Origin of the sequence: Streptomyces sp. NPDC048664, assembly GCF_040650555.1 — a bacterium.
In the GTDB taxonomy this organism is placed as follows: Bacteria; Actinomycetota; Actinomycetes; order Streptomycetales; family Streptomycetaceae; genus Streptomyces.
Genome location: NZ_JBEZHK010000004.1, coordinates 231,552 through 252,672 on the forward strand (window position 1 = coordinate 231,552; position 21,121 = coordinate 252,672).

At 73.9% G+C, this 21,121-nt stretch carries 8 protein-coding genes; all 8 read right to left on the minus strand.

Annotated features, from left to right (window positions below; translation table 11 throughout):
* Positions 1 to 14 precede the first annotated feature (14 nt).
* Positions 15 to 1,688, minus strand: a complete 1,674-nt coding sequence (locus tag AB0C59_RS06570) for an urease subunit alpha (protein WP_355273121.1) — start codon at positions 1,686 to 1,688, stop codon at positions 15 to 17.
* Positions 1,685 to 2,395 carry an urease subunit gamma gene (gene ureA / locus AB0C59_RS06575; RefSeq protein WP_355273118.1) on the minus strand — a complete coding sequence of 237 codons (711 nt, stop codon included), beginning with the start codon at positions 2,393 to 2,395 and terminating at the stop codon, positions 1,685 to 1,687. The genes AB0C59_RS06570 and ureA overlap by 4 nt, the downstream gene beginning before the upstream one ends.
* A 31-nt stretch (positions 2,396 to 2,426) precedes the next feature.
* Positions 2,427 to 4,013 (minus strand): hypothetical protein, encoded by a 1,587-nt coding sequence (locus tag AB0C59_RS06580; protein ID WP_355273115.1) that lies wholly within the window; start codon positions 4,011 to 4,013, stop codon positions 2,427 to 2,429.
* Positions 4,014 to 4,078: 65 nt separating this feature from the next.
* Positions 4,079 to 5,005, minus strand: coding sequence for a phosphotransferase (locus AB0C59_RS06585; RefSeq protein WP_355273113.1), 927 nt, complete (start codon positions 5,003 to 5,005; stop codon positions 4,079 to 4,081).
* On the minus strand, positions 5,002 to 6,423 hold the full coding sequence (locus AB0C59_RS06590; protein WP_355273110.1) for a condensation domain-containing protein: 1,422 nt from the start codon (positions 6,421 to 6,423) through the stop codon (positions 5,002 to 5,004). Before AB0C59_RS06590 ends, AB0C59_RS06585 begins: the two co-directional genes overlap by 4 nt.
* Positions 6,420 to 11,930 carry an amino acid adenylation domain-containing protein gene (locus tag AB0C59_RS06595; RefSeq protein ID WP_363001393.1) on the minus strand — a complete coding sequence of 1,837 codons (5,511 nt, stop codon included), beginning with the start codon at positions 11,928 to 11,930 and terminating at the stop codon, positions 6,420 to 6,422. The genes AB0C59_RS06590 and AB0C59_RS06595 overlap by 4 nt, the downstream gene beginning before the upstream one ends.
* Complete coding sequence (locus AB0C59_RS06600) at positions 11,927 to 16,117, minus strand: amino acid adenylation domain-containing protein (protein WP_355273105.1); 4,191 nt, start codon at positions 16,115 to 16,117, stop codon at positions 11,927 to 11,929. The genes AB0C59_RS06595 and AB0C59_RS06600 overlap by 4 nt, the downstream gene beginning before the upstream one ends.
* Positions 16,114 to 20,769, minus strand: a complete 4,656-nt coding sequence (locus tag AB0C59_RS06605) for an FkbM family methyltransferase (RefSeq protein WP_363001395.1) — start codon at positions 20,767 to 20,769, stop codon at positions 16,114 to 16,116. The genes AB0C59_RS06600 and AB0C59_RS06605 overlap by 4 nt, the downstream gene beginning before the upstream one ends.
* Positions 20,770 to 21,121: the final 352 nt, after the last annotated feature.

Here is a 21,121-nt window from a genome sequence, read left to right on the forward strand (position 1 = left end):
GTCTCGGGCCTGGGTTACAGGAAGTAGAGCTGGCTGAGAGCGGTGGCCTGGGCGGGCGGGGAGTTGATGGGATCGCCGTCGAGGGTGACCCGTCCGGTGCCCGGGTGGACGCGGACGTCACTGAGTCGGTCGTTGCGGTTCATGTCGGCCAGGCCGATCGTGCGGGTGCCGCGGACGGCGACCCGGCGGCGCTGGGTCGGCAGGGTGTCGGTGCCGCTGTCGTGCGCGGACCGGCTGACGAAGGCGACAGACAGGTCGGCTGCGGTCGCACCGTACGCGCCGACCTGCGGTCCCAGGACGAGGGGCTGGCTCGTCTCGGTGGAGGCGTTGGGGTCGCCGGTGACGCCCCAGGCGGGGTAGCCGGCCTTGAGGACGAGCTGCGGCTTGGCACCGAAGTAGGCGGGGTTCCACAGCACGATGTCCGCGAGGCGGCCGGGGGTGAGCGCGCCGACCTCGTGGGACATGCCGTGGGCAATGGCCGGGTTGATGGTGAGCTTGGCGATGTAGCGCAGGACGCGTTCGTTGTCGTCACCGCCCGGCTCGGGGTCCAGGGCGCGCATCTTGGCGGCGATGGCGAAGGTGCGGCGGACGGTCTCCCCGATGCGTCCCATGGCCTGGGAGTCGGAGGAGGTGATGGGGATGACCCCGAGGTCATGGAGGACGTCCTCGGCGCCGAGCGTGCCGGTGCGGATCCGGTCGTGGGCCATCCGCCGGCAGTCGGGGTCGTCCGGGTCGAGCCGGTGGACGGTGGCGATCATGTTCAGGTGCTCGGCGGCGGTGTCGCGGGTGTAGGGCAGGCTCGGGTTGGTGGAGGACCCGATGATGTTCGCCAGGCCGGCCAGCTGCAGGACGTTCGGGGCGTGGCCGCCGCCGCAGCCCTCGACGTGGAAGGCGTGCAGGGTGCGGCCGCCGATGACCGCGAGGGTGTCCTGGACGAACATGGCCTCGTTGAGGGTGTCGCTGTGCAGCGCGACCTGGACGTCGTGGTCGTCGGCGACGGTCAGGGCGGTGTCCAGGGCGCGGGCGTGGGCGCCCATGTCCTCGTGGACCTTGAACCCGGAGGCGCCGCCCTGCTCCAGGGCGCGCAGCAGCGGGTCCGGGTGGGAGGAGGAGCCACGGGCCAGCATGGCGATGTTGACCGGGAAGGCGTCGAAGGCACGCAGAGCGTGGCGCAGTTCGGCGGGGCTGGTGACGCCGCAGCCCCAGGTCGGGCCGAAGTTCTGGGAGACGATCGTGGTGACCCCGGAGGCGAGGGCGGCGCCCATGATGCCCGGGGAGCAGAGGTGGACGTGAGTGTCGACGATGCCGGGGGTGGCGATGAGGCCTTCGCCGGGGATGACGGTGGTGCCGGTGCCCGCGAGGACGTCGACGCCCTCCAGGGTGTCGGGGTTGCCGGCGCGGCCGACGGCGGCGATGCGTCCGTCCTTGATGCCGATCGAGGCCTTGCGGATGCCGAGGACGGGGTCGACGAGCAGGACGTTGCTGACGATCAGATCGCAGGTCCGGTCGGTGAGGCGGGCCTGGTAGTGGATGCCGTCGCGGCCGGTCTTGGCGTAGCCGGTCAGGAACTCGTCGCCCGAGCGTTGGGCGTCGGCTTCGACGCGCAGAGTCAGGCCAGTGTCGGCCAGGCGGACGCGGTCGCCGGTGGTGGGGCCGTGCTGCTGTGCGTAGGTGAGGTGGCTGCTCACAGGTCGCCTTCCTGGTCGGTGGTGGGGCCGGTGTCGAGGTAGCCGGCGACGTGGGCGCGGGTGAGCGCGGACTCGCGTGCGCCGGGGGCGTCCAGCGGGCCGTCGACCAGACCGGCGAAGCCGATGACGACTCGGGCGCCGCCGATCGGGGTCAGCTCGACCTCCTGGGTGGTGCCGGCTTCGAAGCGGGTGCTGGCGCCGACGGGCAGGGCGAGGTGGCGGCCGTAGGCGGCGCGGCGGTCGAAGGCCAGGGCGCGGTTGGCCTCGAAGAAGTGGAAGTGCGAGGTGACGGTGACCGGCACGCCGGCGGTGTTGGTGACCTTGACCCGCATGATGTCGGCCAGCTCGGGCGGCGGCTGGTCGGCGGGTAGGACGGCGCCGGGGGCATCGGCCGGGTTGGCGGGCGGCCCGAGGGGGTGGGTGATGACGATGAGTTTGGAGCCGTCGGCGAAGACGGCCTCGACCTGGATCTCGGTCAGGATGCCCGGCACCTCGGGCAGCACGTCCGCGGCGGTGAGGGCCGCGCGCCCGGCGGCGACCGCGTCCTCGAGCCGGCCGCCGTCCCGGGCGGCCTCGCACGCGGCGTGGGCGATGAGCGCGGTCGCCTCGGGCACGTTGAGTCTCACGCCGCGCTGGTGGCGCTCGCGGGCCAGCAGGGTGGCCGTGTACAGCAGCAGCCGGCCCTGCTCGGCGGGGGTCAGGTGCACGACGTGTCCTTCCCGGCGGGGGCGGTCGGGTTCATTCGCCGATGACCACGCCGCACGCCTTGGCGTGGGAGCGGATAGTGGCACGGGCCTGGGCGAGGTCGTCGAAGGTGATCTCGGGCATCAACGCGAGGGTGTAGTCCCGCATCGCGTCCTCCGGCATCACCACGTCCTGGTGCGCCCAGCGGGCAGAGACGGCAGCGAGGGTGGCGTCGTCGGCAACCGTGAGGCCGAGCTTCGCGGCAGCCTGCCGGGCGGCGTCGGGGGTGGTGAGGTAGGTGTAGTCGCGGGCGCCGGGCTGCGGGGAGAGCACCTCCGCGTCGATCGCCGAGAACACGCCGTGCTTGCCGCCTTCGGTGATCAGGGCCAGGATCCGCTCGAGGTTCTCGGTCAGCAGGGCCCGGGTCATGCCGATGTGGCCGACGACGAAACCCGCGCGGATCAGCATGCCGTGGTCGCGGGCGACCGTGATCGCCTGCGAGTTGAGTTCGTACAGCTTCTCGGCCTCCGCGAGGACGTTGCGGCGGCGGCCGCCGACCGGCTTGTTCATCGCGGCGAGGGATGTCGCGGCGCCGGCGTCCATGCCGATCATGATCTGGCGCACTCCGAGGGAGGTGAGCAGCGCGGTCTTGCGGGGGTCGGCGATGCCGTCGGCGCGGCCGTACCCGACCAGGAGGGGCCGCTCGTTCTCGTTGAGGGCGGACCACCAGTCGGGGGTGTCCGCGGCCATGCCGGTCAGCAGTTGGGCGAACGTCAGGGGCAGTTCGTCGGCGGTCAGGTAGTGGTAGTCGTAGCCGGCGTTCCAGGCGGCCTCGATGGCGGCCCACGCCTGGGCAGGGGTGAGCTGGTTGCGCCACAGCTGCCCGGGGTGGATCGAGCAGAAGGAGCAGGCGTCGTCGGCGGCGAACTTCACGCAGCCGCGGCCGATGTCGACCGGCATGCCGGCCGTGACGGTGCGTCCGAGCAGTTCGTGGATCCGCGGGGCGATCCGGTGGCCGAACTGCCTGGTGTACAGCGGCGTCTGGGGGAAGACCCGGTCCACCAGGGTGTAGTCGTAGCCGGAGAACACCGGCTCGGCCCGCGTAGGGGTGGTGTGGACGAGGCCGTCGGCGCGGTACACCAGACCGGGGAACGCCGTCGGGTCGATCGGCGCCGCGGCCCGCAGGGCGCCGATCAGGTCGCTGAAGGGCCCCACGACCTCGTTGCCGATGAAGCCGTAGTCCAGGCTGGGGGACGCGTTCATGCACACCGTGGGCAGGGAGCTGAAGTGGTCGTTGCCCGCGACGGTGGTGATCCGGGCGTCGGTGTCCTTGGCGTGTCGGGCGATCAGGACACCGGCCTCGTAGTTCGCGGTCAGCATGCCCAGGCAGACCGCCAGAATCCGGTCAGCGTGGGCGGTGATGCACTCCAGGACGTCGTCCAGCGGGGTGATCGTGCCGTCGACGTAGACCGGCTCCAGGGCGGGGTTCGTCGCCAGCGAGGAGACGAGGGACAGTGCGCCCAGGCACAGGAAGTCCGACCAGTCGGAGTGCTCCTCGGGGCGGGTGACGGTCAGCAGTCGGCCGGTGATGACGGTGTTGGAGTTCGGCGGGACGACGACCAGGACAAGATCACGGGGCATGGCGGTCTGCTCTCTGCAGGGTCGGGGCGCGCCCGGCCGGGGCGCGCGGCTCACAGGTGGCCGGCCTACGGCTGAAGGTGCGGCCAGCGGTCGGACAGGGAGTTCGCGAGGTGGTGCATGGCGGCGGCTGAGCGCCCGGAGGGCAGGCGGTGCTCCCGTTGCCAGCGGTGGCGGCGCAGCGCGACGAGTACGGCCGCGTACAGGGCCGCGTCGCGCACCAGGTCGCCGTTCAGCGCGGCTGCGCTGCCCTGCTGGTAGCCGCTCAGCAGGTGGCGGGCGCGTCGCGGGGAGAATCCGCGCCGGCCGCACAGGCCGAGCAGCGCCATCCCCACGTCCAGGTGGGGCAGGTCCAGCGAGCCGTCCTCCCAGTCGAGGAAGATCAGGCTCCGGCCGCCGCGGACGACGATGTTGTCCGGGAACAGGTCGCCGTGGACTGGGACGTGGGGGGCGTCGTGCTCGGTGATGTGGCCGACGGCGTGCCAGGTGGAGCGCGCCCACTGGGCGAACGGCCCGTCGGGCAGCGTGGCCAGGGTGTCGGCGTCGTCGTCGTGCAGTCGCAGATGCGGGGGCAGCGCACTGTCGAAGCCGGCCGCCGCGGTGCGGTGCACCTGCCCGAGGAGGAGCCCGGCCTCGTGGACCAGGCGGACCGGTAGCCGGGCGGGGCTGCGCCCGTCGACGAAGTCGCAGACGATGACCGGCCGGCCGCGGTGGCGGGTGACCCAGCCGCCGGCGCGCAGCGGCCGCAGCCGCGGTGCCGGGGCGCCGTTGAGCTCCAGGTGCCGCAGGAAGCGTGCGTACTCCTCGGCCTGCGTCGGTGACTTCTTGTTCAGCACGGTCACCACGACCGTGCCGGTGGCCGTCTGCGCCTTGAGGTGGGCGTTCTCCATACCGCCCGGCAGAGGTCGTGCCCGGCGCAGCGTCAGGCCGTACGCGTCGAGCAGCTCGGCGGCGTCCAGCTCGGAGAGCGGCTCCGCTGCCGCGGCGGTGCTCACCGGGCCTCCGGCCGGGGCGTCGGCAGGGTGGCGGTGATGTCGGCGAGGGTGGTGCGGGGGTGGGTGACGGCGCGCAGCGCCGTGTCGAGGCCGGTGAGCGTGGCCGCGATGGCGGGGCGGGTGGCGGTGTCGGTGCGCCAGGTCAGCGTTCCGGCAAGATGGCCGGCGTGCTCGTCCAGGACCCAGCGCTGCTCGATGCTGGTCGGCGCGCGGCGTGGGCCGACCCGCTCCAGGTCGATGTCTTGGCAGTTAAGGCCGTCCAGGGTGAGCGAGGTGGTGCGCATCGTGTTGAGCGCGAGCGTCACCCGGTACAGCGGGCCCGGCCCGAGGGCGCCGGTGTCGCACAGGTCCTGGTAGAGGTCCTGGATGGGCAGGGCCTGGTGCTCGATGGCCTCGGTGACGGCGGTGTTCGCCTGCGCCACCAGATCCCCGGCGGTCATCGTCGGGTCGACGTGCAGTCGGATCACGGTGGTGTTCACGAAGTAGCCGATCAGGTGCTCGGCTCCGGGCCGGGCCCGGTTGGAGATCATCATGCCGATCCGCACGTCCCGCTCGCTGTCGGCGCGGTGCAGGACCAGGGCGAGCGCGGCGAGGAACGGTCCGGCCACGCCCCCGCGCTGCGCGCTGGTGGCCGCGGTCTCGCGCAGGCTCCGGACGAGGTCGGCCGGCACGAGGACCGGGTCGACGTCCACCGGGCTCAGGCCGTCGGCCTGCGGCTCGGCCCGGTGGGCGGGCAGCGGCGGGGCCAGTCGGCGGCGCCAGTAGGCGAGCTGGCGCCGCTCCTCGGGGCCGCCGCGCTCAGCGCGCATCTGCCGGCTGTGGGCGGCGAAGCTGCGGGGGATGGCGGGCAGGCCTGCGTCCCGCCCTGCCCGGGCGGCGTTGTAGAGCTCGGACAGGTCGCGGTAGAGGACGCCGATGGACCAGCCGTCGCTGACGGCGTGGTGGACCTGCAGCAGCAGAACGTGCCGCTCCTGGTCCAAGCGCAGCAGGTGGACGCGGAAGAGCAGGTCGTGGCGGGGGTCGACCAGCCGGGCCGGAGCGTGGCGCAGCAGTTCCTCGGCCGTGGGGAACTGCTGCCCGGCCGCGAGGTCGAGCGTCCCGAGGCTCATCGGATCCGGGGCGCGGTCGGTGACGAGCTGGACGGGCGCGCCATCGGGCCGCCGGCGGAAGGTGGTGCGCAGCGCGGACTGCCGGGCCACGAGCGCGGTGACGGCGCGCCGGAGTGCGGCGACGTCCAGGGGACCGTCGATGCGGATGGCGCCGCTGTCGATCGGGCGCAGCCGGGTCGGCGTGCCCGGAGTCGGCCAGGAGCCGTCGGGCAGGACGAACTCGGCGTCGAACAGGCGCTCCTGGCCGGGCGAGAGCGGCGCGATGTCGGTGACGACCGAGGGCTCGCCAGCGGCGGTGGTCACGGTCATGCGTGCTCTCCCTCAGTGGCGGGGTGGGCGGGGACGCCTCCGAGGAGGGTGTGCAGCAGTACGAGGCGTTCGCCGCCGGGCAGCAGCCATCGGATGCGGTCGAAGTCGAGGCCGTGCACCGGGGCCAGAGCGAGGCCCGCTCCGGTGGCGGTGTGGCACAGCAGTTGGCCGATGTAGCCGGCGTTCAGCAGGGCGAGGGGTTCGGCGTCGCATCCGTACAGGGGGGCGGAGTCGGCGGGGTCGGTCGCCAGGAAGATGCTGAAGGCCGCGGTGCCCGCGAGTGGGCGGTTGGCCGGGCCGAGGTGGATGCCGGGGTCGAGGTCGATGTCCGGGGCGTGCGGGGTGAGGTCATGGGCGTCGGGGTGGTAGCCGTACAGGCCGCCGGGCAGGCCCTGGACGCGGCCGGGCCGCACGTGGAGATGGGCCTGGACGGCGTACAGGCCGCCGGCTGAGGGGTAGAGGAAAGCGGGCCGGCCGCCGACATCGGTGCGGCGCAGGCTGTCCAGCAGGTCGGCGAGCGCCGCCAGGGTGACCGGGCGGGGGGCGAAGGTGCGCGGGGTGCGGCGCCGCGCCCGGATGTCCAGGTGGCCGGGCACCCGTTCGGGCAGGGTGCGGGAGGCGGGGGCCGGGCCGTGGGCGGGTTGGGCGGCGCGGAAGGCGGCCCGCTCGGCGGGATCGGTCAGCTGCGGCCAGCCGGACCACACGCCCGGCGCGGCCGGCACCGAGTCGTCGGCGGGCGCGGAGTTGTGCTGGAGGAGGGTGCGCAGGGTTGGGGCGGCGTAGAAGGCTTTCAGGTCGGGGCGCCGGCCGGTGTGCTGTTCGACGGTATTGGCCAGCCGGATCACGTCGACGGAGGTGATCCCGACGGCGAGCAGGTCCTGGTCCAGGCCGGGCCGGCCGGGCACGATCGCGGCCAGCGCCTCCCGCAGCTCCTTCTCCAGGCCGGTGTCGTGGCGGGCGGGCCCGGTGGCGGGCTGTGGTGACCGGTGGCCGGGGTCTGCGGTGAGGCGCTCCAGCGCGCCGCGGTCGACCTTGCTGGTGCCGCTCAGAGGCAGCGCGGGCAGGACGGTGAGCGCGGCCGGGAGCATGTGGGCGGGCAGGCGGCGGGCGAGGTCGGCGCGCACCGCGTCCAGGGGGCGTGCGGTGACGGCGAAGGCGGCCAGGCGCCTGTTGGTGCGCTCGCCGGTGGCGACGACGGCGGCCTGCTCGACGCCGGGCACCGCACACAGCGCCGTCTCGACCTCGCGCAGCTCGACGCGGTAGCCGCGGATCTTGACCTGGGCGTCGCGGCGGCCGAGGAACTCCAGGGTGCCGTCGGGGCGCAGCCGACCCCAGTCACCGGTGCGGTAGAGCCTGCGGCCGGTGCGGCCGTCGAAGACGAACGCGGCCTCGGTCAGCTCCGGATCCCGCCAGTAGCCCAGCGCGGTGCCGTGGCCGCCGATGTACAGCTGTCCGGGGACGTGTGCGGGACACGGCAGCAGCTGGTCGTCGAGGACCTGGACGCTCTGCCCGGTCATCGCGGTGCCGTACGGGATGCTCGACCAGGCCGGGTCGAGGTCGCCGATCTCGTGGAGGATCGACCAGATCGAGCCCTCGGTGGCGCCGCCGAGGCTGACGATCCGGCACTTCGGGGCGCGCTCGCGCAGCCGCCCGGGCAGGTTCAGGGGGATCCAGTCGCCGCTGAGCAGGCACACCCGCAGGCTCTCCAGCACCGTGTCGCCGGGGGGCAGGGTGTCCAGGAGCAGGTCCATCAGCACCGGCACCGAGTTCCACACGGTGACGTGCTCGGCGCGGGCCAGGGCGGTCCAGGCGGCAGGGTCCTGGCGCTGGTCGCGGGTGGGCACCACCAGAGTGGCGCCGGCCGCGAGGGTGCCGAACAGGTCCCAGACGGCGAGGTCGAACGTGGATGGGGACACCGCCAGCACCGCGTCCGTCGCACCGATGCCGAAGCGCTCGTTGACGTCGAGAACCGTGTTGAGCGCTCCCTGGTGGGAGATCATGACGCCCTTGGGCCGGCCGGTGGAGCCCGAGGTGTAGATCACGTACGCGAGGTCCCCGGCCGTGCGGCTGCGCTGCGCCCGGCCCATCGCCGTTTCGCTGGCGAGGGTGGGGCCGTCGGTGAGGAGGACGGTCAGGCCGGCGGGCAGGCGGGTGCGGGCCCGGGTCTCCTGCTCGGTGACGACGACTGTGGCACCGGTGGCGGCCAGGAGGTCGTGGAGACGTTCGGCGGGCCAGGCGGGGTCCAGGGGAACGTAGGCGAATCCGGCGAGCAGGACGCCCAGCGTGGCGGCGGCCTGCTCGCGGCCGGGGCGGCACAGCACGGCAACGAGTTCGCCGGCGGGCCCGGCGGTGGTGACCTGGTCGGCGACCTGCCGGGCCGCGGCGGCGAGTTCGCCGTAGGTGGTGCGCTCGCCGTCGCAGACGACCGCGGTGCGCCGCGGGTGCCGGCGGGCCTGCTCGATGAACGGCTCGTGCAGGAGCTGGCCGCCGCCGAGCGGCTCGGCGAGCTCGGGTGCCGGAGCGGAAGCGCTGAGGCGGGGGCGCTCGGGGGCGCCGGGGTCGTCAATCAGGGTGCGCAGCTGGGCGGTGTGGTCGTCGAGCATCGCCTGGACCAGGCCGTCGGGCATGCGGCCGTCGACGGTGTCGAGGTTGATCACGAGGTGGCCGGCGGCCTGGTAGGTCTGGTAGTCGACCAGGACCTGCGGGGTCTGGCCGATCCCGAACCCGATGGTGCCGGGGAAGGGGGTGGCTGGCTCGGAGCCGGGCACTTCCAGGTCGAGGGTGCTGGTGAAGACGACGGGCGCGGCGGCCGCGGTCCGGTCCCGGGTCTCCCGCAGGTCCCGCAGGACGTCGACTCCGCTGTAGCGGGCGTGGTCGAGGTCGGCCCATAGCTGGCGCTGCAGCGCGCGCAGCCGCTGGGCGAACGTCGGCGCGCCCAGGTCGATGCCGGTCAGGACGGTGGAGGTGAAGTCGCCGACGATCTGGTTGATCTGCGGATGGACGTCGGGCCGGTTGTAGATGGTGGTGTTGAGCAGGAAGGTGCTGCTGTTGGTGAACCGCCCCAGCGTCTCGGCGAAGACGGCCATCAGCAGCGCGGACAGGGTCGCGCCGTGCGCGGCGGCCACCTCGCGCAGCGCGGTGAGGTCGTCGGCGGGCAGGCGCAGCTGCAACCGGGAGAACCGCGGCCGCGACCCTTCGGCGGTGTCCGCAGGCTCGGGCAGGAGCGGCAGCGCGGGCGGTGCGGGCAGGGCCGGGAGCTTCGCCCGCCAGTAGGCGCGGTCGCGTTCGAAGCGCGGGCCGGTGGCCATGGCGGGCAGGTGGGCCACGTAGTCGGCGAAGGTCAGCTCGAGCACGGGCAGTTCGGCGTCCGGGTCCTCGTAGAGGGCGCGGGCCTCGCGGTAGAGGATCTGCCAGCTCAGCGCGTCGCCGATGAGGAGATCGAAGCTGAGGAACAGGCGGGTGGCCCCGCCGGGCAGTAGGGCCGCCTCGATGGTGAACAGCGGCCAGGTGCCGGTGTCGCGGCGAGTGTGGGACAGGCGCTCGCGCACCTGGGTGAGGTGTACCTCGGGGTCGGCGTCTGCGCGCAGATCCGTGGTGTGGATCCGGTAGGGCGCCACGTCGGTGAGGATTTGCTGGCGGCCGTCGGGGGTGGTGACGGCTCGCAGCATCGGGTGCCGGTCGATCAGGGCCCGCCACACGGCGGTCAGCCGCTCCAGGTCGGCCTCGGGAAGGTCGGCCTCGGTGTAGAGGTGGGAGTCGACTCCGCCGAGGTCGAAGTCCGCGCTGCGCCCGGTCCAGTAGGCCTGCTGGATACCGGTCAGTGCGAACGGCTCCCCAGTGCCGTCGGACGGGGCGGGGGTGAGCGGCGGTAGCGGGTCGGGCGCGGTGGTCTCGGCGGTGAGGAGGTGGCGCACCCGGGTGGCCAGCGTCCTGGGGGTGCCACCGGTGAGGAGGTCGCCGAGGGTGAGCTCGACGCCGAGCGCGGTCCGTAACTGGGCCGCGAGCCGTAGGGCCAGCAGCGAGTGCCCGCCCGCTGCGAGGAAGTCGTCGCCGGCGCCGACCGGCTGGCCGAGGACATCGGCGAACGCGTCGGTCAGCACCCGCACCAGCGGGTCGCTGTCGTCGGCCGTCCGGCCGGACGCCGGGAGGTCGCCCGTCTGGGGCCGGCGGGGCTGGAAGGGGGTGAGGTCGCAGATGGCCGCGGTCAGGTCGGTGACCGAAGCCGTCGCCTCGTCGGCCAGCCGGTGCAGCATCGTATGCAGGGCGTGCAGCGCGGCGCGGGCGTCGTCGTCACCGACGCGGGTGCGGTCGTTGACCAGGCGCAGCCGCAGTCCGTTGAAGGTCTCGACGACCAGGGCGAGCGGGTGGCGGGTGCGTCCGCCTTCGGACCGGATCCCGGCCGTCTCCAGCACCAGGCCGGGCCGGGGGCCGCGGTCGCCGGTGTGCGGGTAGTTGGCGATCGACACCACGCTGTCGTACAGGGCGCCGCCCGGCGCGAGCCCGGCCCAGGCGTACAGGTCGGCGGTGGAGCAGGCACTGTTCGCCTCCGCCTCGGCGAGCAGGTCCTGGATGGCGCTCACCCAGCGGCCGGCGTCCCCTGCCGGGGCGGGCAGCCGGATCGGCACGGTCGTCGCGACGGGCCCAATCAGGTCGGCGACGCCGGGGAAGGCGGCCGTGCGCCCCGAGAGGGTGACTCCGATGACGATGTCGTCGCGGCCGCGCTGCCGGGCGGCGACCAGGCCCCAGCAGGAGATCAGCACGGCCGCCGCCGTGGTGCCGTGCGCGCGGGCGAAGCCGGCCAAGGCCCCGGCGGTGGCCGCGTTCACGTCGAGGTGGTGCTGCCCGTGCCGCTCCTGGTCCGGGAGCGGCGAGTGCTCGGCGACCGCGGGCAGCGGCTGGTACCCGGCCAGGCGCCCCGCCCAGTACGCCCGCTGCCGGCCGCGATCCTGGGCGGCGAGCCAGCGCGCGTACGCGCCGAACCCCGCCCGCTCGGCCGGGACGTCCCCGGCGTATCGCTGCAGGAGTTCGTCGACGAGCGCGAGGTGCGACCAGCCGTCCAGCACGCCGTGGTGGTGGGTCCACACCAGGTGGTGCCGCTCACCGTCGAGGTGCTGCACGGCCAGGCGCAGCAGCGGCGGCCGCGTCAGGTCGAACGGCTCGGCCCGCTCGGTGCGCAGCAGCTCTTCCAGGTCGGCCTGCTGGCGGTCGGCGTCGTGACGGCGGCTGTCCACGACGCCGATCGCGCTCTCGCTCCGGGTGAGGACGACTTGCTGCGGATCGGCGGCCAGGTTCCAGGCGAGGCCGGTCCGCAGGATCTCGTGGCTGGCGATCATCCCCGCCAGGGCGCGCTCCAGACGGGATACCTCCAGCGGCCCGGCCAGGGGGAGAACAGCCTGCTCGACGAAAAGGGCGTCCTCGGGGGAGGCGAGCGTGCCGAGAAGGAAGCCCTGCTGCACGGGGGTGGCGGGGTGGACTGCGGCGATCGTGCGGTCTGTCATGATCGTCATCCCTCGAACGTGGCGGTGATCCGGCTCAGGTCGGCGGCCGAGAGTCCGGTCGGCCCGGTTGCGGTCTGCGGGCGGATGGTGAGCGTGGAGGCCGCGCGGCGGGCGAAGGCGTCGGCGAGGCGCTGGACGGTGGGGACCGGGATGAACGCCTCGTCGAAGCGCCACCTGACCTCGACCGCCTCCGGTCCGGTCCACACCACGGCCTCCAGGCCGAACAGCGGGTTCGCGGCGGAGTCCGGAAGGTCGGGGCCGCAGCCGGCCGGAAGGTCGCCCAGGTAGTTCAGCGCCACCGGCGGCAGCGCCCCCGTCCAATCCCGCGGCTCCTCGATCCGGCGGTGCAGAGCGGCGGCCAGCGCCGACGGGTCGCCCAGCACATGCCGCTCGGCTCGCAGCGGCCGGAAGTCGGTGAGCCAGCCCACCGCGGCCGCCAGGTCGAGCCCGGGACGGTCACGGCCATGGAGCTCGGCGCACAGCGCGGGCGGCAGGTCCGGACGCACCTCGGCGAGCGCACCCAGCAACCCGGCCCCCAGCACGGCGAGAGCCCATCGCGGTGCATCCTGCTGCGCATCGGCCAGGGCCCGGCGGGCGTCCGCGCCCAGCCGCGAGACGGCGGTACGACACGCGGTCGGCCCGCCGGACCCGAGCCAGGTGGGGAAGAGCGTCGCGGGCCGTCCGTCCTGGCCCCGCAGCCACACCCCGTACCCGTCCCCGCGCCGCTGTACCAGCTGGGCCGGGCGCGCGTAGGCGTGCCAGAGCTCCTGGTTCAGGCTCTGCAGGGAGACGACGTCGGCGACCAGGTGGTGGACGATCCACACGACCCTCTCCGCCTGTCCGGCGGCACGGATCAGGCACAGGCCCACCAGCCGGCCGGCGAGGTCGAACCCGTCCTCCACGCGCTCCAGGGCGCCGGCCACGGCCTGCTCCCGCTCGGCGGCCGGGACGCCGTCCAAATCGAGGACGTGTACCGGCACCGGGCCTGGATCGCCCAACCGGGCCGTCCACCGGCCGTCGGCGTGCGTGAACGACGTCCACAGCGCCTCATGCCCGGCGACGGTCACGGCGAGCGCCCGCTCCAGGCGCCCGGTATCGACCGGGGCGGGAGCGTTGGCGCTCCACCGCACAGTCCACCGCTCAGGCCGGGGGGCGGCGCGCGCGAGGAACCCGGCCTGGTGGGGCGTCAGCGGCACAGGCCCTGGATCCACCGCGTCCCGCACGCCGACCAGGCGCGCGGCGGCCGCGATCCGGCGCAGGGTCCGGCGCTGAAGGATGTCGTGCACGGTCAGCTCCAGACCCGCCCGCTGCGCCCGGCCAGCCAGCAGGACCGCCTTGATGGAGTCGCCGCCCTCGGCGAAGAAGTTGGCGTCCGGGCAGGTCGGCGGCGCGGAGAGGACCTCGCTCCACAGCGCGGCGACCACGGCGAGCTGCGGGTCGGCCGCGTCCAGCGCTCCTTCCCCCGTGGCGGGCGCGGGGCGTTCGGCCAGCTCCCGGCGGTCGACCTTGCCGTTGCCGCGCAGCGGCAGCCGGTCAAGGACCTCGTACCGGTCGGGGCGGGCGTAGAACGGCAGCCGGTCGGCCGCGAGCGCAGCGGCAGCTTCGGGCAGGGCGGCCGGGTCGGCGCCGGGGGCGGGGACGAGGAACGCGGCGAGCACCGGTGTGCCGCCGGTGGTGGTGACGGCGGCCGCTGTGATGCTGGGGTGGCCGGTCAGGACGGCTTCGATCTCGCCGGGTTCGATGCGGTAGCCGTGGATCTTGAGCTGGTCGTCGCTGCGGCCGAGCATCACCAGCTGCCCGCCGGGACTGAGGAGGGCGAGGTCGCCGGTCCGGTAGGAGCGGGTGCCGGTGTGCGGGTCGGTGGTGAAGCGGGCGGCGGTCTCGGCGGGCCGGTCCAGGTAGCCGGCCGCGACACCGGGCCCGGTGACGACGAGTTCCCCGGCGGTGCCGGGCAGGGCGAGCCGGCCGTCCGGCGTGCGCAGCTCGATCGTCGTGTTGTGGATCGGTGTGCCGATGGGCACCGGGCCGGCCGCCGGGTGCTCGCCCAGGCGCAGGGTGTGGGCGCAGCAGCCGACGGTGGCCTCGGTGGGTCCGTACTCGTTGGTGACGAGCAGGCCGGGTGCGTCCAGGAGGTCCAGGGTGGCGGCGGTCAGCTGCTCGCCGCCGACGACCAGGTGCCGGGCGGCTGCGGTGATCTGGGCGCCGGTCAGGAAGGTGGTGAGCAGGCGAAGGCCGCCGGGGGTGACCTTCAGCGGGCTCAGGTCGCGGGTTCGGGTGAGGGCTGTGGCCAGGTCCGTGGGCTCGTCGGAGGGCAGCAGGGTGACGGCCTGGCCTGTCAGCAGCGGCAGGAACAGGCTGGTGATGGTCATGTCGACGCTGATCGAGGAATGGGCCAGGGTGCCGCTGCCGTCCGTGGTGCCGTAGTGGCGTGAGGCCCAGCGGAGGTAGTTCATCAGCGCCGTGTGGCTGATGGGGACGCCCTTGGGGCGGCCGGTCGAGCCGGAGGTGTAGATCACGTACACGTCCGTCTCCGGCCCCGCGCCGACCGGCTCCGGTTCGGCCGCCGGGGTGCCGGGCGGCAGCGCGTCGATGCGCAGCACGGGCGCGCGGCCGCCCGACGGGAGGTGGGGTTGGTGCTGGTCCGTGACGAGCAGTCGCGGGTCGGCGTCGGCGAGCAGGTCGGTTACCCGGCCGGCCGGGAGGGCTGGGTCGATCGGCACGAACGCGGCGCCGCGGCGGGCGACGGCCAGCAGCACGGCCAGCAGCGGCACCCGGCGGCTCATGCACACGGCTACCCGGTCCCCGGCGGCCACACTCCGGTCGGCCAGCGTCCGGGCGAAAGCGGCGCTGGCGGCGTGCAGTTCGCGGTAGTTGACCTCCTGGTCGTCGTCGCGGGCGGCGCAGGCTGCTGGGGTGCGCGCCGCCTGGGCGTCGAACGCCTCCACCAGCGTGGTGGGCGCCGCGGTGCCGGAACCGGCCTGGTCGGCGCCGTGCAGGCGACTCTCTAAGGTGAGCGGGTCCAGGATCCGTGCGACCGCGGCCGCGGCCGGGGTGTCGATGTGCTCCGGCAGGCCGGTGCACAGGGCGCCCAGCCAGTCGGCCAGGCGTCGGGCGCTTTCCTCGGTGACGGCGGCGCGATCCGCGTCCACGGTGAGGCGGAGCCGGCTGCCGACGTGCAGGGAGTGCAGGTCGAGGCGGATGCGGTCGGTCGCGGCCCGGAGCGCTTCGACGGTGACTTCCAGGTCCGGTCCGAAGTCCAGCGGGGACGCATCCACGTGCCGGAATCCGGCGGTGAACTCGCCGCCCGGCTGCGGGTGGGTGAAGAAGTCGCCGAACTGGGCGGCGAGCACGTTCTCGCGGTGGCAGCCGCGGACGGTATCCGCGAGCGTGTCGGCGGTCTGTGGGCGTACCGGCACGGGGACGCAGCGGCCCAGTAGGCCGATCGCGTCCGGCAGTTGCTCCACCGGTCCGGGGGTGAACAGGCCCAGGGCCCCGTCCTCGCCGGGCGCGATCCGGTTCAGCAGCAGCCGCCACGCCGTCACCACGACGTCGTCCACGCCGACATCGAGGTCCCGGGCGAGGCGGACGAGCCGGTCTGCGGCAGCGTCGTCCAGCGGCACGGGAAGGTGCAGGCGCGGGCCGGGCGTGGCGGTGCGCATTACCAGGGCGCGGGCCAGATCCTCGGCCGTCGTGTCCAGCCGGCGGGTCTGCCAGTGCTCGCGGCCGGCGGCGGCTCCCGGGTCGGTGAGCAGGCCGGTGAGGAAGGCGTCGACGGTCTGCGGGTCCGGGCCGCTCGCCCCGGCGGCGGCCGCGGTCCGGTAGCCGGCGGCGACGGCCGCGGCGGCGCGCAGGAGGCCGGTGGTGTCCATCGAGCCGAGCGCCGGGCTCAGGCAGAGGGTGTGGCTGCTGGAGGCGAGGCGGACGAGCCGGACCAGCGGCTGCGCCACGTCGGCGGCGGTCGTGTCGAGGCGGCGGCGCAGCGCGGGGTGCTCGCGCACGGAGTGCTCGGCGGCCGCGCGGAGCCGGTCGGCGTCCAGCGGTCCGGTCAGCCGCAGTTCGAGTATGGGGGCCGTGAAGGCGGCCTCGGGGTGGGAGGCCAGGTGGAGGTGCTGCGGTGCGGCCGGTGCGACGGTCGGGCCGTCGGTGGGGTCGATCTGCCACACGGTGGTGGCGGGTCGGGGGCTCGTGGTGGTCACCGGGGTTCGCCGTCCTCTCGCAGGTTGGCCAATCGGTCACGGACCAGGTCGTGCACGGTGGCGGTACCGGGCCGCAGGAGGTCCCGCAGTCGCTGCAGGGGCAGTTCGGGCAGGGTGCAGAGCGCGGCCAGGACGAGCGGGTACGCCTCGGCCAGCCACGGCGGATCCACGGGGTGACGGGCGCGGGCGTCGAACCGCAGCAGCGCGCTGGCGCCGTCGGCGTGTTCCCGGACATCGAGCATCAGCGGGTACGGCACCGGCCACAGGGCCGGTTCGCTGCCCGTGATGGCGCAGCCGTCGAAGCGCAGCGGGTGCGTGGCGGGTGGCTGCAGGGTGAAGAGCGTGTCGAAGACCGCCCCGGCGCCGTCGGCGACCAGCCCGTAGGGCACCTCGGCGTAGGTCAGCGCCTTAGCCACGGCGGCAACTGCCGTATCGAGGTGCCCGCCTGCGGTGGCGGACCAGTCGAAGTGGACAGGGACGGGCACGAGGTTGGCGAAGAAGCCGACCGTGTCGGCGAACACCTCCTCGTTACGGCCCGCGACCGGGCAGCCTGTCACCACCGCATCCGTGCCGGCCGTGACCGCGAGCAGGAGCTGCCAGGCAGCGAGGTGGACCGCGACCGGGGTGACGGACCGGCTTCGCGCCGCCGCCCGCACCGAGGCCAGAAGGTCGGAGTCCAGTGCGAAGCGAAGGTGGCGGGGCTCGGAGGGCAGACCGGAGGGCGTGCTCCAGGGGCGGGCGGACGCCCGATCGAGCGCGGCGCGGACGGCGGCCGCGCCCTGGTCGAACGCGGCGCTCTCGCGCCGCCGAACGGCCGTGGCGCTGTACTGGGCGAATGTCGCACCGACCGGCACGCTGGCCAGGGCCTTGGGGTCCGCGTACAGGGCGCCCAGGTCGTGCTGGAGGATGTCGACGGACCCGCCGTCGCCCGCGCTGTGGTGCAGCATGAGCAGCAGCTCATGGTCGTCCGCGCCCAGCCGCAGCACGGCCGCGCGCAGCATCACGTCCCGGCCGATGTCGAACCGCGCCGAGAAGAACCGGCGGGCCAGCAGGTCCGCCTGGCCGGGACGCTCGGTCTCCGGCAGGTTCGACACCTCGTGGACCTCGATGTCGACCCCCTCACCGGCGGTCAGCTGGCGCTGCACCAGCGCCCCTCCGTCGTCGACCAGCACAGTGCGCAGGGCCGGGTGCCGGGCGACGACCCCCTCCAGCGCCGAGCGGAGCCGGCCGAGATCGAGCGGGCCGGCGATCCGGTACGCCAGAGGGATGACCTGAGCGTTTCCGCGCCCGCCGATCGCCTCCGCCGCCCAGACGCGCTGCTGCCCGAGCGACGCCGGCCCGGCCTCCGCGTCCGCCAGCGGCTCGATGGCCGGCCGCAGCTCCGCGCCCGCCTGCCGGGCCGCCCCGCGGACGGTCGGATGCGCCAGAAGCTCGTGGACCGCCAGCTCCACTCCGTGTTGGCGAAGGCGCGCGCAGATCACCGCGGCGGTCAGCGAGTCGCAGCCCAACATGAACAGGTCGTCGTGGACGCCGATCGGCGCAACCTCGAGCGTCTCCTCCCACACCGCAGCGATCCTGCGCTCCGTCTCGGTCTGCGGCGCGACGTAGGGGGTGGTGGACGTCGTCTCGCCGGGGCGCCGGTAGGCCTCAGCGGCCCGCGCGGCGGCCTGCTGCGAGACGGGCCAGCGCACCCGCGACGGAACCCTGGTGGGCGGGCGCTCACTGGCGATCGGGGCCGCGGCGGCGGTCTGCGGCGCAGTGAGGCGCCGCCAGTCCAAGCTCGCGGCCGCCGAAGCATCCACCAGATCGGGCGCATCCGAGAGGTTGAACCGGGTCCGGGCAGCGTCCGCGAACTCCAGGGCCGGCCGGTTGCGCGGGCCCGGCGTGCCGGTGAGAGCGATGCCGTCCAGGCCAAGAGGCCCGGCCCGCCCGGCCAGCTCCCGCAGGACACACCACTCGACGTTGCGTCCCAGGGCGCGGCAGCTGACGAAGAAGTCCCTCACCCGCAGCACCCGGCCGTCGGCATCGGCCGAGGCGAAGCCGACGAGCCCGTAGTCACCGAAGCGGTCGCGCACCCGGACCGACAACGCCACCCCGGGGGCCGCGAGCACCTGACGGACCGTTCCCGGCGTGTGGACGCGCAGCGCCAGGTTGAACTGGGTGGTGCGGGCCGCGAGCTGCGCGATCCGCTCCACCTCGTCGTCCGTCGCCTCGGACACCTCCACACGAAGGTCCAGCTGCTCCAGGTACTCGGCCGTCGTCGCCGCCTGCGCCGCAGTCCTCCGGCGTCGGGCCTCCCCCGCGATCAGGGCCGTCCGCGCGCGGTCCTCCGCGGTCCCGGTGCCCTCCAACGCCAGCTGCCACGTCCCACGCAGGGCGGCGGTGAACGCCTCAGCCTCGGCGGGCAGGTCGACGACTGTGACTCCCGGGTGCGCGATGGCCACCTCGACCCGCTCGGCCGCGCTGTCGTCGACGAAGACCAGCGACTCCACCGCGAAGCCGAGCTCCTCGGCGATCTCACCGACGGCGACGGACTTCGGGCCCCAGCCCGCTCGCACCACCGTGAAGTCCTGCAGGCTGAGCGGCATCTCCGGGTGAGTGGCGAACACCGCCTCCACGTCGGCCGGGTTGTTGCGCGAGCATAGGCACAGCACCCGCCCGGCCTCCAGTTGCGCGCGCAGCGCCTCCTGCACCAGCCGGTAGGGGCCACCCGTGTGCACGTTCTCGGGTCCTATTTCGCCGCACACTCCGCCCCACAGTGTGTTGTCACCGTCCACGACCACGGCCTTGACCACTGGCCGATGCACGGAGGTCATCCGTCGCAGCACTGCCTCTGCCCACGCCAGCACCACACCCGGCCTCTCGGCGGCGACGTCGGCTGGCGGGAGGGGTGGCGGCTCGACCCAAGTCAGGCCGCGGGCCGCGACGGCCTGACGGGCGATCCGCGTCTCAGCGGGCATCGCGCCGGGGCGAGCGGTCACGTACAGCGGCAGGGCTGAGGTCTGGGCCCAGCGCTCGGCGGCCGCGATCTGGCGCTCCGTCCACGGCGCTTCGGGGCGCGAGGCACCGGGCCGCAGGCCGTACAGCATGTAGATCTCCGATCCGGCGAACAGCGCGTCCTGCTCGACGACCGTCTCGAAGCCCCAGCGTTGAAGGAGGGTTCGGAGCCTGTCCATCCGTCCGTCCCGGTCGTGGACCTCGGCGACGACCTGACCGATAAGGGGCCAATGTTCGTCGTCGAGCCCGGCGAGGACGTCCTCCTCGGCGCGCTCGGCGTCGACCTTCAGGAGGTCAATGCGGCGCACAGCGTTGTCGCGGATCCAGTCCGACAGGCGGATCACCGGAACCTGGAGCTCCTGCCGCTCGGCCGTACGTGCGCGGACTGTCGGCGCGAGGGCCTCGGCGGCGGCCGCTCGCAGCTCGGCGGGGAGTCCGGGAAGTGCGTCGGCTTGGTGGCGGGCGTACTCCCCCACGATGTGCTGGTCGCCCTCGGCGTCGGCGTAGAAGCCAGATTGCAGCGACGACTGCGGATAGAAGGTGAGCGCGCGGACGCCTGCGCTCGCTCCGGCGGCAGCGCAGCTCACCGTGCCGCTGATCCCGTACAGGCTCATGTTCGTCTGCAGGGCGCGGGCCACGACGGGGACCGGCTCGAAGGCGTGGATCGTGACCTGGTTCGCCTGCGCGGCGGCGAACAGCGCGAACATCCCGATGTTGGCCCCGACATCGACGACGGTGTCGCCGTCGCAGAGCTGTACGCCGTGTCGTAGGTACTGGTTGCGTACGACGATCTCGTCGTAGAGCTCACGCGTCTCGTTCGCGTTCGTCTGCGCGATCGCGCGGCCGTCCGGCAGCACTCCCAGGCCGGCCCCCAGCGCGTCCTCACCTCCCGGGGCGTCCTCGGTCCTCGGCTGCGGGAGGCTACCGAGGCCCTGCTCAAGGACGACGAGGTTCGCTCCGCACGCCGTCGGCCGGTCCCCTTCCCCAGCTGGCCCGGACGCCTGCGTCTGCTCGGTCTCGACACGGTGCACCCTCACGGGCAGCCCGACCGCGTACCCCCAACCCTGAAGCGCGGTGGTCACTTCAGCGAGGCCGGCACCACCCAGGACCTGGATCTCGAAGCCCAGCGGCCCGGCCTGCTCCGCGGCCTGCGCCACGGTCAGGTCCGGTGCAGCAGCCAGAGAATGCAGTACGGCTTCGACCAGACTGGCGAGTGCCCACAGCCTGTCTTCGTCGGCGGCACTGGGCAGAGCGCTGAGGGTCCACTCCCAGCGCGCCGGAGTGACACGGACCGAGCAGGCGAGTGGAGACAGCGCCGGGGGCGGGTTCTGCCCGGCGGCCAACAAGTGGAATGCCGGGAGCGCACTGGAGTCGATCAGCTGCTGCAGGCGCGGGAGCCCGCCGACCTCGGCCTGAGCCAGCGAGCTGTCGGCCCACCGTGCGGAGAGGTGGCGGATCGGGGCCTGCGGAAGCACCTGCAGAGCCTCAACCCGCGATGGCTCCCCAGCCGCGGTGGTGCCGCACACCATCCGCACGTCTTCGACGCCGGAGCTGATCGCCAAGACGACCGCGAACGCTGTTCGTGCGAGCAGGCCGGCGTCGAAGTCGGCTGCTGCATCCGTCCAGCCGACGGGCAGGCGGGTGAGGGATGACACCGTCAGCCGATGAGACCCCCGGTCGGGGGTCGCATCGGCCCGGCGCGTGCACGGCCGTCCTAGATCGGCCCGTTCAGTCCGTGCAGACGCCATTCTTCCCCCTCGTCGACGTGCACATCCCAGGCTCACGACAAGTCGGCTTCATGCGGCCGAGACCCCGTACCGTCTGGGTTCTACGGACGCGCCAGTTGGCCGCCCTCAAGGAGACCGCCGGTAGGCAGCGGCAGGAAGAGCGCTGTCGTCATCTCGAGTGGCCTCGCGGTCATCCAGCGGTCATCCACCTGCCCCCGGGGTCTCCCATGAAGGGCTTCGCCCGGGGACACTTGGACTGTTGGTCCAGCAGCGGAGGGGA